This window comes from Algoriphagus sp. 4150 (assembly GCF_031457395.1).
In the GTDB taxonomy this organism is placed as follows: Bacteria; Bacteroidota; Bacteroidia; order Cytophagales; family Cyclobacteriaceae; genus Algoriphagus.
The window spans coordinates 107538-124500 of sequence record NZ_JAVDWS010000016.1; the positions used below are offsets into that span (position 1 = coordinate 107538).

General features: G+C 39.6%; 18 protein-coding genes. 11 read left to right on the forward strand and 7 right to left on the reverse strand.

Translation table 11 applies throughout. The annotated features are described in order from the left end of the window. The first annotated feature begins 118 nt into the window (after positions 1-118). Positions 119-520 carry a hypothetical protein gene (locus J2X69_RS18295; RefSeq protein WP_310106586.1) on the forward strand — a complete coding sequence of 134 codons (402 nt, stop codon included), beginning with the start codon at positions 119-121 and terminating at the stop codon, positions 518-520. A gap of 521 nt (positions 521-1041) precedes the next feature. Here the strand turns inward: J2X69_RS18295 and J2X69_RS18300 are convergent. Next, a complete protein-coding gene (locus J2X69_RS18300) occupies positions 1042-1617 on the reverse strand; it encodes a Fic family protein (protein WP_310106589.1) in 576 nt (191 codons plus the stop codon). Positions 1618-1684: 67 nt separating this feature from the next. Here J2X69_RS18300 and J2X69_RS18305 point away from each other — a divergent pair, with 67 nt between their 5' ends. Then, positions 1685-1891 (forward strand): hypothetical protein, encoded by a 207-nt coding sequence (locus J2X69_RS18305; protein ID WP_310106591.1) that lies wholly within the window; start codon positions 1685-1687, stop codon positions 1889-1891. 69 nt (positions 1892-1960) lie between these two features. Here J2X69_RS18305 and J2X69_RS18310 read toward each other — a convergent pair whose 3' ends face one another. Together J2X69_RS18310 and J2X69_RS18315 are read right to left on the reverse strand one after the other, a co-directional pair. Beyond that, on the reverse strand, positions 1961-2644 hold the full coding sequence (locus J2X69_RS18310; protein WP_310106593.1) for an NAD(P)H-binding protein: 684 nt from the start codon (positions 2642-2644) through the stop codon (positions 1961-1963). A gap of 255 nt (positions 2645-2899) precedes the next feature. After that, on the reverse strand, positions 2900-3436 hold the full coding sequence (locus J2X69_RS18315) for a hypothetical protein (RefSeq protein ID WP_310106596.1): 537 nt from the start codon (positions 3434-3436) through the stop codon (positions 2900-2902). Between the two features lie 542 nt (positions 3437-3978). Between J2X69_RS18315 and J2X69_RS18320 the strand changes: the two genes are divergently transcribed. From J2X69_RS18320 to J2X69_RS18335, 4 genes are all read left to right on the forward strand, one after another. Then, positions 3979-4413 (forward strand): EthD family reductase, encoded by a 435-nt coding sequence (locus J2X69_RS18320; RefSeq protein WP_310106599.1) that lies wholly within the window; start codon positions 3979-3981, stop codon positions 4411-4413. A gap of 419 nt (positions 4414-4832) precedes the next feature. Further along, a complete protein-coding gene (locus tag J2X69_RS18325; protein WP_310106601.1) occupies positions 4833-5375 on the forward strand; it encodes an acyl-CoA thioesterase in 543 nt (180 codons plus the stop codon). 237 nt (positions 5376-5612) lie between these two features. Then, a complete protein-coding gene (locus tag J2X69_RS18330) occupies positions 5613-5846 on the forward strand; it encodes a hypothetical protein (protein ID WP_310106602.1) in 234 nt (77 codons plus the stop codon). Between the two features lie 439 nt (positions 5847-6285). Then, positions 6286-7068 (forward strand): hypothetical protein, encoded by a 783-nt coding sequence (locus tag J2X69_RS18335; protein WP_310106603.1) that lies wholly within the window; start codon positions 6286-6288, stop codon positions 7066-7068. A gap of 144 nt (positions 7069-7212) precedes the next feature. Here the strand turns inward: J2X69_RS18335 and J2X69_RS18340 are convergent, their stop codons facing one another. Both J2X69_RS18340 and J2X69_RS18345 read right to left on the reverse strand, forming a co-directional pair. After that, positions 7213-7926: a LytTR family DNA-binding domain-containing protein gene (locus tag J2X69_RS18340; RefSeq protein WP_310106604.1), complete on the reverse strand. Its 714-nt coding sequence runs from the start codon at positions 7924-7926 to the stop codon at positions 7213-7215. Positions 7927-8271: 345 nt separating this feature from the next. Then, a complete protein-coding gene (locus J2X69_RS18345) occupies positions 8272-9312 on the reverse strand; it encodes a histidine kinase (protein WP_310106606.1) in 1041 nt (346 codons plus the stop codon). 261 nt (positions 9313-9573) lie between these two features. Here J2X69_RS18345 and J2X69_RS18350 point away from each other — a divergent pair, with 261 nt between their 5' ends. After that, positions 9574-11937, forward strand: a complete 2364-nt coding sequence (locus tag J2X69_RS18350; protein ID WP_310106607.1) for a TonB-dependent receptor domain-containing protein — start codon at positions 9574-9576, stop codon at positions 11935-11937. A gap of 127 nt (positions 11938-12064) precedes the next feature. Here J2X69_RS18350 and J2X69_RS18355 read toward each other — a convergent pair whose 3' ends face one another. After that, entirely contained in the window at positions 12065-12286 is a 222-nt protein-coding gene (locus tag J2X69_RS18355; RefSeq protein WP_310106608.1) for a hypothetical protein, read from the reverse strand. Positions 12287-12611: 325 nt separating this feature from the next. On the opposite strand from J2X69_RS18355, the gene J2X69_RS18360 reads away from it, so the two are divergent. Beyond that, complete coding sequence (locus J2X69_RS18360) at positions 12612-13586, forward strand: histidine kinase (RefSeq protein WP_310106609.1); 975 nt, start codon at positions 12612-12614, stop codon at positions 13584-13586. After that, positions 13583-14347: a LytTR family DNA-binding domain-containing protein gene (locus J2X69_RS18365; protein ID WP_310106610.1), complete on the forward strand. Its 765-nt coding sequence runs from the start codon at positions 13583-13585 to the stop codon at positions 14345-14347. The genes J2X69_RS18360 and J2X69_RS18365 overlap by 4 nt, the downstream gene beginning before the upstream one ends. Before the next feature lie 10 nt (positions 14348-14357). On the opposite strand, the gene J2X69_RS18370 is transcribed toward J2X69_RS18365, so the two are convergent. Next, positions 14358-14747: a hypothetical protein gene (locus tag J2X69_RS18370; protein ID WP_310106611.1), complete on the reverse strand. Its 390-nt coding sequence runs from the start codon at positions 14745-14747 to the stop codon at positions 14358-14360. 298 nt (positions 14748-15045) lie between these two features. On the opposite strand from J2X69_RS18370, the gene J2X69_RS18375 reads away from it, so the two are divergent. Beyond that, positions 15046-15966 carry a PHB depolymerase family esterase gene (locus tag J2X69_RS18375; protein ID WP_310106612.1) on the forward strand — a complete coding sequence of 307 codons (921 nt, stop codon included), beginning with the start codon at positions 15046-15048 and terminating at the stop codon, positions 15964-15966. Positions 15967-16085: 119 nt separating this feature from the next. Continuing rightward, complete coding sequence (locus J2X69_RS18380; RefSeq protein WP_310106613.1) at positions 16086-16943, forward strand: helix-turn-helix transcriptional regulator; 858 nt, start codon at positions 16086-16088, stop codon at positions 16941-16943. The last annotated feature ends 20 nt before the right edge of the window (positions 16944-16963 follow it).

Here is a 16963-nt window from a genome sequence, read left to right on the forward strand (position 1 = left end):
CATTTCCAATGTTAAGTTTTCGGGTGAGATGAAAACTTAATATTAACAACCGGGTCCATGATTGTACATTTGATTAATATTTAATTAACAGTAAAGTAATTTAAATCAAGTATTTGAAATGGAAGAAAACAAGAAATCTGATGCTAATGATCATGGAAAGACTAAAGAATCTGATGCAGTATCTTCTCCTGCAAAAGTTAGTTCTGGAACCCCTGCTACAAAATTAAATAATGATATGGATGGTGCTGTTGGGAAAGGTCTGACTGTGGATAAATCAGTTAAGGGTGCTGAAGATCCAAAGGATAAGGATCTCAAGGGATCAAAGAAACTGCGTGACAAAATCAAGAAAGCCAAGAAAAAAGAAAAAGATAGAAAAAAGGAGAAGGATAAGAAAGCCAAGAAAAAAGCCGATAAGAAGAAAAAGGAGAAAGCCAAAAAAGAAAAAGCCCAAAAGAAGCTTAAAGAAAAGAAGGCCAAGAAAAAATCTGCTCAAAAAAAGAAGAAATCGAAGAAGAAGTAATTCTGAGAAGAATAATTTTATGGAAATCGAAACACAACGTTTCGATTTTTTTTATCTGACAGAAGATTAACATTTGCTTAGCCTATTCTATGTTAGAGGGATTTACTTTCGAGAGTAAATGATAACCCTCAAACTGGAGTAGTGGTTGCTTTTGGCCTTTGGCTTGTTCACTGCCCTTTATGGATTGGATTCCTTTAGCATTTACATTTTGGATGAAGCCAAAGATTCTGAAGCCGCCAGGGAAATGTGGGAGAAATAATTGGTGAGGCGTCCTGAATATGGTTGACACTTTTGATTTTCAAATATAATCACGGCTTTAATTTCTTTGGAGTTTACTTTAGGGCTTCTTGGAAATTACCGTTTTTTGAAACTTCTAATCCTTAATGATGTACTGGGTAACGCATCGATGAATGGAGTTTTCTTACCAAAAAAAGAAGGGGTAGACTGAATCCACCCCTAGTAATAGTGTGATTTTGAGAAAAATTAGTAATTCCTGTTCAAAACACTGATAACCAATTTCTTCACTGTTTCCATTTTCCCGTCATTCGTCGGGACAGGCTCTCCGGTTTGCTGGAAGCGATGAACAAGGTCAGGCTGGCCAGTGCATTATTGCTGATGATTGAACGCCCTTCCTCGTTATGCAATAGCTCATTTGACTGCAAAAAGAGAAGAAAGCATGCTGCTGCAATCCGCTTATTTCCATCCACAAAGCCGTGATTTTTGACAATCAGGTAAAGAAGCGTAGCTGCTTTTTCCTCTAGAGTAGGGTAGAAGTCCTCTTCACCAAAACCCTTGCTAATTTGTGCAACCGCGCTTTCAAAGCTTCCGTCTTTTTCCTTTCCAAATACACCGGATTCGAAATCTGATCTCATAGCAAAAATCACCTTTTGATAGTCAGCTAGCTCAGGATAGTTTGCCTGTCTTTTAGTTAATCCTTTTTTATCAAGGTTCTCATGATCATAATCATCCAGTAACTCAAGGCCTTTGGCAAAGTGATTGAGCCAGTCCAGGTTTTGATCTTGTGCTTTTTGTTCAATTTTCCTTTTTTCCTCCAGTTGAACTATCCGGAAATTCCGGATAGTTGGATCCTTCTCCAATTATTACCCTGTCCTGCGCGATGGATTTATTGCAGGGTTGGATCATTCGGACATAGACAGTATTTGGGTGCAGGAAATATTGGACTTCCCGATTGTCAAAGCTTTCAATTCCATACTTGCCACAAGCCTCAGTGAGTCCGGCAGACCAAAAGGTGACAAGAATCGGATTGCCATTCCCGTCTCGTCTGATCATACAAAAGGCAAAAATGATGAACTGGGCTTCGATCCTTTTGATATGGATACCACAGCGAAGAATTCACCGGAAATACCATGAACTTGGGAGAAGCTTTTGGTTTCAATACTGAGGGTGGAATCCATCAATCCACCCAGAAAATCGCAGAACTTATACCCAATGAATGGATTTATTTGATTTTTGCCCGATAATCTCAGCAATCTCAGCTCCGGTTTTAACATCGCTGATTACGTAATGGATTTTACTATCCTGGAAGGATAATTGGTTTAAATACCTAAATGCTTCTCTGGCAATATCTCCGGGATGTGTCATGGGCATTTTTACAGTCGATGCAAGGTTATGACCGATAATTTCCCGATATTTTATCAAATCAACACTTCCGTAAAAATTGCTGTAAAACATACCGGGGCGAAGATGGACTATATTAAGACCGGGAATTGAATCCAGGATCTGTTCCAGGTTGAAATACCCTTCTATTGGTTCCCTGCCTGCAAGAGCCACCCCTATACTGCTGAGATTAACCACGTATTTTATTTCGTTTTCCTGAATTGCATGTGCATAATTGCTGTGGATTACCTCAGAAAATGCAAAGTAATCGGGGGCAGAGAAATTGGGCGGAACCATGGTGTAAACTGCGCTTAAATCCCTGAAGGACATGGAGAGGAATTCCGGATCTTCCAACGAACCGATCAGGGGTTTAGCCCCGAGTTGTTCAATTGCTTTTGCTTTTCCAGGATCGGAACTGATGACTTTCACTTGGTGTCCTCCGGCCACTGTTTTTTCGATGAGCGTACGGCTGATGTTTCCCAGGGAACCTGTGATGGTAATTTTCATCTGTTTATAATTTGATTTTTAATGGTCAGATAGCCTGTCCCGATTTTTCTTCGGGAGAATCTCGCACGTTGAATAATCATCCCTCTCCCGAAGCAAGTTCGGGACAAGTTGTGTGTCGTCTTCGACATGCTCGATTTCATATTAAATGGATTTACCGGGTTTTAAACCGGTAAATCCAAAAAATGAATAGAGGAAAATACCCAATTAAAACTTGATTATCCGGTAGGTTTTCGTGTGAATATTCATTTCAATAGGTTAATTTGACACATCGCAGTCCCCGTTGCAGGGTAAGTCCACGATAGCACAAACTTCCTGGAAATTGAAATTGATCGTAGTGAGCTGCTCTGCTGACAGGTTCTTAAATGCCTGGCTCAATTCCACGGTAAGTACTATGGTTTTCCGTGATTCGCTGTTTTGGCATCCCTCCGAAAGCAGGTTTAAGAAAATATTTGCAACGGGAGGATTCACAAAGAAAAGGGAACCGTCCCATATCATTTCATATTCGATTTCACAGGTTTCGGGAACATTCACCTCGATCTCCAGTGTGCTACCGCTCCTGCTGATTTTTTCAATATTCCAGTCAAATGAACAAAATTCAGAAGTTGCTCTTCTGTTGTTTATTCCCTTATACTTTTCGGGATTTGAATAGAACTTGAAGTTATTACCGGTAACTTCATACACTTGGGCATCTGGAGTAGGTTCATCTTCAGAACAGGCTAACGCGGTCATCATGATTGCGATTAGCATAAACGGTAGCCATAATTTGTTTTTCAGGAATGGTTTGATTTTCATAATAATGGAATTTAATTGATTGTAATTTTATTGACCATACGAATTATGTTATTATTATGCTACATAGGTTTTTCTAAAAAAATATAATACTTTTTTAGAAAAAAAAGTGCAAAATTAGATTGCATTGTTTTATTAAAATAGTATAAATACGACATTTTTAAATAATATTTATTGCAAGAAAATTAAATATTTTGGATGTATTTTTTTTAGAATTGTATATATTGTCAGGTAGGATTAATTAGGATATAGTTTTCTAAGATTCAAAGTCATTTTGATTTACCTAATCATGGGGGATTGTGAAAGTAAAATTTGGCATACCCATCCGGTTTGGTTTTTGGCTGGAAAAGTCCGGACAAGCCCAATGGGATTATAAAAACCTGATTAGGCGGAAAGTTTGGTTAGAAAAAACTTCTTGATCATGCTAAAATCAGTTCTGAAAAATTCCTCAACTCGAATAAGTTAAAGACAATTTGTAATTAATAATTCCAAGGATTAATAAATCTAACTACATAATTTTGTGATTAAAGTTCAATCAACTCATCATGTTACCTACAAAACTTAACCTCATCCTTTCGCTTTTCTTTCTATCATTTATTTCTTCTCCTATACAGGGGTGTTATCTGACTGTTCCGGAATCGGGATTTTCAGATCGCGGAGAAAAAGGATTAATTAAGGTTTCAATTATGTATCCTTATGAAGAAGGAAAACACTTTGATATGGAGTATTATAAAAGCAAGCATATGCCAATGGTTGCCAATCTTTTGGGGTCAAACCTGGTGAAATATACTATCGAGAAAGGGGTTGCGAGTGGAATTCCCAATACCCAAATGCCTTATATGGCCATCGGATCCTTTTACGTGAAGAGTCTAGCAGAATATCAGGCTGCAATCGCACCAAACAGAGATGCAATACGGGCGGATTTTGTCAACTATACAGATATAAATCCGATCATTTTGGTGAGTGAAGTGATCAGGTAATTATTTTTACCGGACATTTTTATAAACGGAAAATAGCCCTCTGATAGAGAATTTCCTTTTGGATCCGGAATTGTCAGGTAGGCCGGATTTTGATAAGACATCAAAACAGCAAGAAGGAATTCAAAGGCTCATCTACCACAACTTTTCAAAATCTGGGTTGTGAATATTGAGTTATAGTTTTGTTCTGAAGGATGAAGGGGAGCTAATTCCCCTATTTTCAATGGATGCACCTGTTACAATCAAATTTAAAAGCGGAGGATTACATCAAATCACAGAATGATTTATGGGGCATCCGTTTTGCGAACGGATACTTCATCCTTTTAATTGCGTTGGAATTATTGACAAATAAATGGCTTTGTCGTTTTTGTCCAATTTTGGGTTTTTGGTTTTGGATAGTTTTGATTTTAATCTAAAGCAACATGGCTGAACAACTAAATGGTACCTTGGATCAGAGTTTGATGTCCACACTTCCGATGGAAAAACTTCCGGAAAGTAAATCAGTTATCCGTTTTCAGGACTGTGATCCCTTCAATCACCTGAATAACTCACGGTATATCGATTACTTTATCAATGCAAGAGAAGATCACTTACTGCGGTTTTACGGGTTTGATATTTTCAAAATTGTCAGGGAAACCGGAATGGGATGGGTAGTTGGACAACATCAGATATCTTTTATCCGGCCGGTTGCATTAATGGAAACGGTCAGAATAAAGACCCGCTTATTGTCCTATTCTAAGCATTCTATCCTGATAGAATCTTTAATGCTTGATACGGAAAATGAGGGGATTAGGAGTTTGCTTTGGACACAGTACTTTTATTATGACCTTAAAAAGAAGAGCGTATCTGCACATGACAAGGAATATCTGGAGTTTTTTGAAAAAATTCATTTTCCCCATCAAGGAGAATTAAGTTTCGAGCGGCGGAATTTGGAGATCAGGAATGCAGAGGTTACAAAATCCTAACCATGAATCTACAAGCTGATTTTGAGTTAAATTTTCGAATTTGGGGATTATTCCCTAGTTCAAGAATGATTCTTCTGATATCCCGGTAGAAATATTTCCTCTGAGACCAAGTTAAGATGAGTGTGTCAAATTCGGGTTTTTGATTGCTACTTCTTCTTTTACATTCTTAAATTAAGTATCTAATAGTGAGTCCTTTAAATTTTGGGGCATTATGAAAGGAATCTGGGATAAACAAATATGTTACCGGAAGGAAAATATGCTTCATTGATTTTCACTGGAGTTGACAATGGCATAGCGGGAAATGCAGCGCTGATCGATTGGGGGAAAAGTATGGGGCTGGAGTGGGATACTTGGCAAATGGATAACGGAGACTGTTTTTCGGGACGCGTTGAGCATTTGATCGATGGACCTGAGGACGATCCAGACCCTTCGAATTGGAGATCTGAAGTAGCTATGAAAATTAAAGTTTAACAAGTTTCTCAAGTATAAATACAAATTCATTGTTTTTATGCAAAAGCTAAAACACTGGAAGGGAAAGTCCTTGTCGTGTTTGAAAACACTGGTTTTGGAAAGGGGGAGGGATGTGCGGCATGTTTTGATTATCCTACCATAAATTTAGATCTCTGGGAGCTCGAAAACGGGTATAGGCTGCCCCCTGATGAGGAAAACATTATGAAAAGCAAAGCAGGACCAGCTATATTACTTAGATAAAACTTACCACATCAGCAGGGCTAAGGCATACTATTATTGTTCGTATCAATGATGAGGGAATTAAAATTTCCGAAGCGAGGGTTAGTCTGGAGTGGATATTAAAAGAATAATTTCTATTAAAGGATAAAACGCCAATCGGAAAATTTACCTAATCCTCAGGCAAAATTCCTATCCCCGATAAAACTAAAACCTGAAAAGCATGACCGGATTAAAACCCCAACTTTTTGTTTTTGGAATCCTGATATTATCCTATTTCTCCACCGCGAACCAAGATCATCCCGATCCAAAAGTGGAAAAACCCACTCTTCTAGTGTTAGGGGGAACTCCTTCCACCATGGATATAATTGATCAATTGCCTGCATCGATCCGGGAATCCTATCAGGTGATTTCATTTAATAGACCGGGATTTGGTGGAACGGTGCCCTCGGAAATGACCAAAGAAAAGCTTTTTGAACTGGCGAAAAACGCCGGTCTAAAAAAAAATGATTTTGGGGTGATTGGCATCAGTGGAGGAGCTCCGCTGGCAATATTGCTTGCGGACGAATTCAATTTAAAGCATTGTGGTGTTATCAGTGGAATGGTTTCGAATGAAGCCTATTTCAGGTTTGCCGAATTGACATTTACCGCTGATTTCTTTATACCTGCCACCCAATCCTACGAGCAGTTTGCGGAGGTAGTGATGGGATTTCCGAATTTGGAAGCAATAGTGACACAAGCTGGAGCTGAAACTAGGGAGGAAGCGCTTCTGGCCAGCTATAATGAATTGAATTTTATCCTCTCCGAGGACTTTTATTCCACCTTGGACAACAGGGAGATTCCGATTGTCTGGTGGCATGGGGAAAATGATAAAAATGTGGCGCTGCAAAGCGTGGAACTCTTTTTAAAAGATTTTAAAAACGCAACGCTGCATGTTATTTCGGATACTGATCATGAAATAAATGCTATTGAATTTATGGAACTTCTTCTGAGTGAATGGAATTAAAATAGACTGCATAAGTGCTAATCACCTATTTTTGACCCAATCGTTTTGCTATTGTATCCTATTTTCATCAAAAAATATTGAATATTATTTTAGGACTCAGGTATTATAAGGGAAAGTTTTAAAGATTGCTACCTAAGATTAGAGTTAAACCGTGTTTTTGTTCACCCATTGAAAAAAAGCTTGCTTATATAGGTTTCCCAGAGGGAAAATCTTCCCTCCAATGGTCACATTGGTTTGACTAAAGCGTTCAATCTGACGGGTATTGACAATATAAGAACGATGAGTCCGAATGAAGTGACTGGGTAATTTTTGCTCCATTTCTCCGATTCCAATCAAGGTAAACAACGCCTTTGAAGGGGTGACCAATTTGATATGGTTCTTCACACTTTCCACATAAAGGATTTCTTTCAGATTGACTTTAATGAATTCCCGATCATGTTTGATATAGATAAATGGTTCAGCATATTCAGTTTCTATAGGCACGTTTAAAGGGGGCTGGAAAGGATGTTTTCGGCTTCCGTATAGTTTGCGTACCGCCCGGACAAACCGCTCAAAAGAAATCGGTTTGAGAAGGTAATCAGTAATTTCCAGTTCATATCCTTCCAGTGCATATTCCCGGAATGCAGTGGTGAGGATAATGGCAGGTCTTGCTTCAAGAGTATGAAGCAACTCTATTCCCGACATTTTGGGTAATTGAATATCCAAGAACAGTACATCTACCGGCGAACGTTGGAGTTGAACCATCCCTTCTACAGCATTATGGAAGATATGGATGATTTCAAGATCCGGGAAATGGGAAATATGATTCTGAAGAATTTTGACCGCGGGAATTTCATCCTCGATAATCATGCATTTCATCTGTTTATATTTTGATTTTCAGTGGCCATAACTTGTCCCGAACTTGATTCGGGAGAATCTCGCCATGCGAATAATCATCCCTCTGTGTGTCGTCTTCGACATGCTCGATTTCATCTGTTTATAATTTGATTTTTTTGGTCAGATGGAATGCCCTAGATAATCATCCCCCTGTGTGAGAAGACTTTCTCATGGGCATTTCATCTGTTTATAATTTGATTTTTAATGGTCATAACTTGTCCCGTGACGAAGGAAACGGGATGGAATCTCGCACGGCGAATAATCATCCCTCTCCCGAAGCAAGTTCGGGACAAGTTGTGTGACGCTCGCGTCATGCTCGATTTCATATTAGAATTTGATGTTTAGTCTAACCAAAAAGGTGTCCCTTGCAATGATGACGAGTTCATGATTATCCGGATAAAGCAAAGCCAGCCTTTTTTTTACATTTAGTAGTCCAATACCACTTTTGACTGGACTGCTTGGCAAGTCTTCTTGGGAAATTTTGTTTTCAACCATAAAGACCAATTCTTCCTCATTTACAAATAAATAGATTCTGATCCAGGAATTATTAATATCTATTGACGGACCATGCTTAAATGCATTTTCAACAAAAGGCATGAGTAAAAGCGGGGCCATAAAAACGCCGTCTAAACTTCCTTGGATATCAAAATATAGGTCTAATCGCCCACCATAGCGGAGTTTTTCCAAGTCAATGTAATTTTTAATCAAACTGACTTCCTTACTTAATAATGCCTGTTCGACATTACATTCATACAGGATGTAGCTTAATATATCAGAGAGTTTCAAAATTGACCCGGAGGCAAATTGGTCTCCTGATATTACCATTGAATAAATGTTATTCAATGTATTAAATAAAAAATGGGGTTGAAGCTGATTTTTTAGGTTTTGAAGCTCTGCCTGTACTTTTTCTGATTTTAGCCGTTCATTTGCCCGGGTCTGAAAAATATTTTGTTGAATCAACTTAATTGCCACTACGGGCGATGCTATATAAATCAGATCAATAATCATGTAAAGGGTTCTTGATGAAAGAAACTCCTGCGTCTTCCCTGACTTTTCCATGGGAAAAAGTTGATCCAGAAAATATAGAATAACCATTCCAACAAAGGCATAAAAAGCCACGAGCAGGGCTAATTTGATGTATTGGGAACGTGGAAGATATCGGGGGAAAAGCCTGTATGCCAAATAATAACTGTACGGGATCTTAACCGTCATGAAAAGTACCTCATAAAAAAACCAGTCAGTGTAGTTGCCCTCGTAAAATGAACCGTTTACTATTCCGTAAAAAGACAGCCAGAACCCCCAATAAATCACATGCCTGGAAATACGCTCCAAGGTCCACTTATTGTAGTTTTTGTCTAATTCAATCATCGTATTTTTGGTTGAAAATAAGGCGCTTGACGGATTAAAACTTGGAAATAAATACCAAAGTGCCTTTTGGTTATATCAAAAGACGATATTCCGGTACAAAACCTCTCAGTCAAATGGAAGTCTGTTTTAGTCCCTATTCTTCCCCAGTCAGTCCTGTTTTCCGGTCTTAAGGATGTATTCTCTATAACATGCGTTGAAATTAAATTTTAAACACGCATGATTCGACAATCGGTATTCGCATTTTTTTTCAGCATCTGTTTAATGCAGACGTTTTTGACAAAGGCTCAAAACACAATTACCGGCAAAGTAGTGGATGCCCAAAATCTTCCTCTGGAATTTGCCCATGTGCTGCTGTTCCGGGATTCACTGTTTCTTCAGGGAACTGTGACGGATTCCCTGGGAAAATTTGAAGTGCTTTATTCCAATTCAGCCTCACCTTATGTAATACAGGTTCAAGCCTTGGGATTTTCCCAATTTCAGGGTGAACCGTTTGCCTTTTCAGGAAACAAGGATTTGGGAAATATTTTACTGACAGTTTCTCCTACTGAACTGGATGAAATCACAGTGCAGTCCACCCGTCCGCTTTTTGAACAACGGATAGACAGAACTGTCATTCATGTTCAGGACAGAGTGACAAATCTGGGTAGCTCCGTTCTTGGTGTACTGGGCAGATCACCGGCGGTCCGGGTGAATAGGGGAATCAACCAGATCAGTATGATGGGGAAAGAAGGAGTGATTGTAATGGTGGACAATAAACAGGTCAGGATGGAATCTGCCGACCTGATCCGGTACTTGGAAAATCTGAATACGGACCTGGTTGAATCCATTGAACTGATCACAGCTCCACCGGCAAGTTATGATGCTCAGGGTGCGGCAGGTATAATCAACATCAATACCCTCCGTGGAGAAGGAAATCTAGGAGGACAGATCTCAGGTAATTTTGCATATGGAAAACGCCCGAAATACGGTATAAATCTTTCACTGAATGGAACAGGGGAAAAACTGACTTATTATTTCAATGGAGGTTACTCATTAGCCAAGGACCTTGAATTGGTTGAAATCGAAACCGAACTGAATTTTGGGAATAGTCCTATTGTTTCAAGATTGGATGTGGAGCGAAAGCCCGCGACTGCTATGTATACCGCCGAGTCAGGGTTGGAATGGAAAATTTCCCCACAAACGGGAGTAGGAATAGGCCTATCCTTATTGCAATCCAATTGGAAAATGGATGCAACTGCTCTGACGAAATCGAGAGACTTAGGGGGAATTACTTCATCCCAAACTGACAGTTATGAGGAAAACCTGCTTTCCCAGGCAATTATTAACTTTAATTTTTCCCATTCTTTTTCAGACAAAACCAGGGTTGAAATGGATTATGACTATATCAGGTTTGAAAGGGATAACCCAACTGTATACCAAGTTAAAGGAACTGTGAGCCAAGATGATGAGCAAAATTCAAGCTTTTTATCCAGGGCCAAGACACCGCTGGATATCCAGGTAGGGAAAATCGATATGCACAATGATTATACTGAGAATTTAAGTTTTGATTTTGGTTTGAAAGGCACGCATTCAACCTTTAACAATCAGGTCAGGGTGGCTGAAAGAAACCGGGAAGGTGTTTGGGTAGATATTCCCGGATTTACTGATTCTTATCAGTTGGATGAATCCTTGTATGCGGTTTACCTGTCTTCCAATTGGCAGATCACCGATAAATTTAGGATGATTGCCGGGCTGAGATATGAAAACTATGAGCTAATTCTCGAATCATCTAAACAGGGGAAAGTAAATGATCGGAAAATGAACAATTTGTTTCCCAACCTGCACGGGAGTTTTACTTTTGATGAAAACAATGAGCTTTCACTCTCATTTGTAAACCGGATACAGCGCCCAAGTTTCGCCATGCTGGCACCTTATTTTTATTTCTTTGATGAACAAACCCTATTTACCGGAAATCCCGAATTGGTACCGTCATTGACCCATCAAATTCAGCTGGCATATCAGGGTTCAAGGCTGAGCACCACCCTTCAGCTGACAAAAGAATCCCAACCGGTATTTGATGGTCAACCTGACATGGATTTTGAAAACAAACTCTTGGTAGTACGGCCATTGCAAGGACTTGAAAGCCAAAGTGGCACACTTTTGATATCCTATCCGGTGGAAATTACCACGGGCTGGACAAGCCAATATGATGTCCGTGGAACGATACAAACCCAGTACCCCCTTGTAAACTCGCTTCCGGTTAAATACGCTTCGGCAAATTTTGAAGTTTCCACCACTCAGATTTTCCATGTTTCCGACTGGTTTGATGCTGAACTGAATGCCGCATACTTTTCGAACTACCGTTCGGGAATAATGTATATGAAAGAACGGTTTATGCTGGATTTGGGAATCAGGAAAACCTTTTCATCAGGAATTGGGATTTCATTTAATGTGAATGATGTATTAAACACAGGCAGCCAGTGGCCAATGACCGCTGATTTTCCTACCAATGATTTGGTCTATGATTGGCTTTTTGATGCAGAGGGGCCTGTATTCCGGTTCAATCTTTCGCTTCCATTGGGAAGTAGATCAGTCCGAAAGCTGGAACGCAGATCCGGTTCTGGGGATGAAGAGCGGAGACTATAATTTGGCTTGCCGGTCCAGGAGTCAAAAATGAAAAATGAGAGGCACACCGCGGGCTTATAGCTCACGGCCGTCTACTCATTAGTGGTTCGTTGGTTTTCTTGTCAAGCTAAACTTTATCCATAGAGTCTTATAAGGTGTAACCAATTTCCCAAATGTGTCCAAATGGGTCTTTTAGTTTTCCGATTATCCAATCTTTTTCGGTAGTCATTGGACAAATTTCTGTCGCACCTAATTTTATTGCCTTTTCAAATAATTCGTCAGCATTTTTTGTTTGTAAAATTACTCTGATTGAGCTACTTGATTTTAGGTCTGGGCTTAAATTTCCATTATGAGATTCTTCGTCACCCACATAAAACTCCTGTATTTCCTCAGATGTAAATTGTAAAAGAGCGACATTGACCGCAGAGATTAAACTATAGATTCAATTGAATAAAGTTGAACAGATACTTATACACAAGCCGTTTCCGGTCCCCGAAGTTTACCCGGGCTTTCGGAGAATATTTTATAATACCTGTTTATTTGATTCGTTGATCTGATTCCTGAATCTTCTTTTTTTTCCGGTGAAGCTGGAGATTTTGAGTCTGAATTTTAGTTTGAATTGCTTGAAAATTAATTTCTTTGATATTTCAAAGATGAATCCCAAAACGAAAATTTCCCTTAGTATTTCCTTAGCCATGGCAGTATTTTTTTTACTACCATGGGTATCACTTTTTGAAATGGCGGAAATACTTAATCGGACTTTTTCGCGAACCCAAGTAAGTCCAAGAATGGCGTATCTGTTTTTTTCGACCTTTGTCAGTTCATTCGTGTTATTTCAGTTTAATTTTTTCTGGAAAAAACACCTTATTCCACCCGGTAGCTTCAGGAAGGCTACATTGGGATTATTGAATTTTCTGTTGATCATCTTACTTTCCATTTTACTTTCGGGCATTCTTCGAATCGTATTTGACCTGGAATATTCCAGAGCATTCTTTTTGGTTTTCCTTTTTCGGCATTCGGGTATCTTGATCGTTTGTCTGCTGGTGGTATATGCTTATGAGGCATCGGAGCGGGCTAAACTAGACCAACGGAAACTGGATGCAATGGCACTTGAAAAAGAACGGACAGAACTTGAGGCGCTCAAAAGCCAGATGGATCCACATTTCCTTTTTAACACGCTAAATTCACTTTCAGGATTGATAAGAAATAATTCCGGAGAGGCAATCCGATTTGTCGGTCACTTATCCGACTGTTTTCGATACACCCTCGAAAACAGGGATTCTATACTTGTAGAACTCAGGGAGGAACTGGGATTTCTGCAGGCCTATCTTTATTTGATGCAAATCCGGTTTGGAGAAGGACTTTCTGTGGAATTGGAAATTAAGGAATCTGAATTTTCAAAAAAGCTACCCCAGTTTGGACTTCAATTGCTAGTGGAAAATGCGGTTAAACACAATTTAATTTCTTTGAAAAAACCTTTGCAGATCAGAATCTTTCAGCAAAATAATGAAATTATAGTCTCAAATAATTTACAGAAAAAGGATTCTATAGGATTGAGTTATGGTATAGGGTTGACAAACCTTAAAAAAAGATACGAACTGTTAGGTCATGATTCCGTACGGGTAGCATATGTTCAAAATTCATTTCAGGTTACCATTTTGTTATTATGAAGCCGTTGAAAATTCTTTTGGTTGAAGACGAACCGGGAGCCGCAGCAAACTTAAAAGCCATGCTTTCCAATCTGGTACCCGATTTTCAACTCTTGGCCATACTTCCAAGTGTGGAGGAGGCCGTAGAATGGCTTCGTATTAAAGGAAGTTACCCTGATCTCGGTTTTTTTGATATCCAGTTGGAAGACGGTCTTTCCTTTGAGATTTTCACCAAAGTGGTAGTGGATTTTCCGGTAATTTTCACCACTGCCTTTGACCAGTACGCCATTGATGCTTTCAAGGTGAACAGCATTGATTATCTGCTGAAACCCATTAATGAAAAACATTTGACCTTTAGCATTCGAAAATTCGAGCAACTTCGAAAACCTGCGTTGGATGAATCTTTGATTCTGCATCTCCTTCGAAAATCCAGGAGTTCAAATCCCCGTACATTTTTGGTGCATTTCAGGGATAAGCTAATTCCTCTTCCTTCCGATGATGTGGCATTCTTTTATATAGAAACAACAGTAGTTCATGCCCGTACCCATAAAAAACAGACTTATCCTCTTGACCTTCGTCTCGATGAATTGCAGGATGAACTGGATCCCGGCTTGTTTTTCCGGGCTAACCGGCAGTTTCTTGTAAATCGGAAAGCCATCCGGAGTGCGGAATACTACTTCAACGGACGGCTTTCCCTTCATGTGGAACCCGAATCTGAGGAATTGATTTTAATCAGCAAAGCCAGAGTATCTGAGTTCAGGCAATGGTTTGAAAACCGATAAATGCTGTTCCTCAATTCCCTCCTCCACGCCTTTTCTTCATTTCTTCCCTGATTTCTTTCTGAAAATGCTCAAAAAGGGCATATTGGCGGGCATCCAGAACCTTTTTCATCGCGTTATCCCGTTCTTCCTTCAAGGATTTCCATTCTTTGAATTTTTGAAGTTTACCTGCGTTGGAATTGGATAGCGTACCGATACCTTTCCAATATTTCTCCAAAATGCCATTGGTTTTTGTTTTTTGGTCCTCGGTTAAATCCAATTGCTCACTGTATTTTTCAAACCGTTCCTTCAAAGCCTGTTTGTCTTCTTCAGACCAATTTGACTGGGCCAGGGCTCCTGTACCAAATCCGGTAAAAATCAGAATTAGAACAGTAAAAAGGTTTTTGTTCACTAGTGTTTTCATGAGTCGATTTTTTAATGTGCTCAAAATTGCAAACCCCGGTTGAATTCAAGCCAATCGTATTATTCCAACCGGTAGAAATTGCAGCTCAAACTGACTTAATCCCGGTTGAACCTTTTCATGGTCAGGGAGCAGGCTCAGTTGCCTTTTTTCCAGCATCAGGTATTTTTTTATAACAGCAGTGACTCAAACCTGGAATTTTTCCTAAATAAAAATCTTGTTTCTACCAAAATGCCTTATTGACGGCGGACTTATTCCAGCCTCGGGATCCGGCAATATGTTTCCAAAACCAACTTATTTAATGATGAGAGTATCCATGAATTGGCCAATTATCAAAACATTCGGAATGATCCTGATCGCTTTGATATCCTGTGCGCAGGAAGAATCTCCCAAGGAATTCAAGTTTTATCAGGAAATGATCGTAGACGGAATAAAGAGAACCTACCTCATTAATCTTCCGCCAAATTATTATCAACAGGAGGGAACCCGAAAATTTCCTGTTGTGGTTGCCTTACATGGCACCGGAGGAAATGCCGGACAGGCAGAGCGGGATTACGGACTCACGGCCAAAGCAGCCGAGTCAGAATATGTCATTGTCTATCCAGAAGGAGTACCGAGATCAGGGCCATTGGGTATCCGAACCTGGAACGCCGGGAAATGCTGTGACTATGCGATGGAAAGTCAGGCAGATGATGTCGGTTTTGTTTCCACAGTGATTGATGTCATGGTTGGGCAGTATCAGGGTGATCCTGAGAAAATATTTGTTACTGGAATGTCAAACGGTGCAATGCTTGCCTACCGTTTGGCCTGCGAAATTCCTGAGAAGATCACTGCTGTTGCCCCGGTCAGCGGGACCATGGTGGCAAGGAATTGTTCTTCTGATAAAGCCCTCCCAATTCTGCATATTCATTCGATATTGGATGAGATTATTCCTTTTAATGGTGGGATTGGACTGGCAGGATATCATTTTTCCCCGGTTGACTCAACACTTGCTGTGTGGAGCTCTATCAATGGGCTTCCGATTGTTCCCGTAGAGAGCCGATTTCAGGATTACACCTATAAGTTGTGGGGAAATGGGACAAATAATACCATTGAACTTTTTGTAACTGAAGATGGTGGTCATTCCTGGCCGGGTGGTAATATAGCCAGACCCGGAGCGGACCCCCCTTCTTCAGCGGTCGATGCCACTGAATTAATCTGGGACTTTTTTAGGAGGCATTAATCCTGCCTCCGTCCTGACTCACCCGCTTTCTGTCCTTCTTCCGGAAATTCAGGTATTCCCCTTTCGTAACAGTTAAAAGAAATTTTATCCAACAGCTTTCCAATCAATCACACACTTCCATGAAATACCAGATTGTTACGCCTCAAACTTGCCTTCGTCCATTCATTCAATACTGCTGGACTCTGGAAACAAATCGGATGAATTCGGGTGTATTGGAATTAATAACCACTGCCGATAATTCCTCTGGTATCATGTCACAGTGTGCTCAGTTAAAAGGTGAGGGGCTATACAATGGAAAAGGCAAAGCATTACCGGGCTGTTTTTTGTATGGGCAACAAACTGGTCCAGGAAGATATTTTGTCCAAGCACATATTTCAATGGCGGGTGTAGTTTTTCAGCCACAGGGAATTCACAAACTTTTCCGATTTCCGGCATTTAAGGCAACCAATAAAATCATAGCATTCAAAGAATTTTGTAGTGAATCGTATAAATTTAAATTGAATAAACAATTGCCGGCGTTGGATCGATTGACCTTACTTGAAACGTTCCTAATTTCAAAAATCCCCGATAATCCCAGTGAAGACCAATATTTTACCGGAGTATTAAAGCAAATACAAATTCAACCCGAATTATTTTCCGTGTCAGAATTGACGGATTTATTGGGAATTTCAACCCGACAACTGGAAAGAAAATTTAATCAGACAATCGGGGTAAGTCCCGGCTACTATTTACGGGTAATGAGGTTTAAAAAAGCAATGGAATTAATTAAATCAGGTGAATTCAATAAATTCTCAGATATCGCTTACTCTTTGTATTACACAGATCAATCCCATTTCATTAAGGAAGTCCGATACTTTTCGGGTTTGAATCCTAAAAAACTAATGGGTTTTAAATCGAAGTATTTAAATAAACTTGGGCTCCCGATTTCTATGGCTAAGCTTGCTGATTTTAAAATTACAGATAATTTTATGTGCTGATAAAAAACTTAGCAAAACCG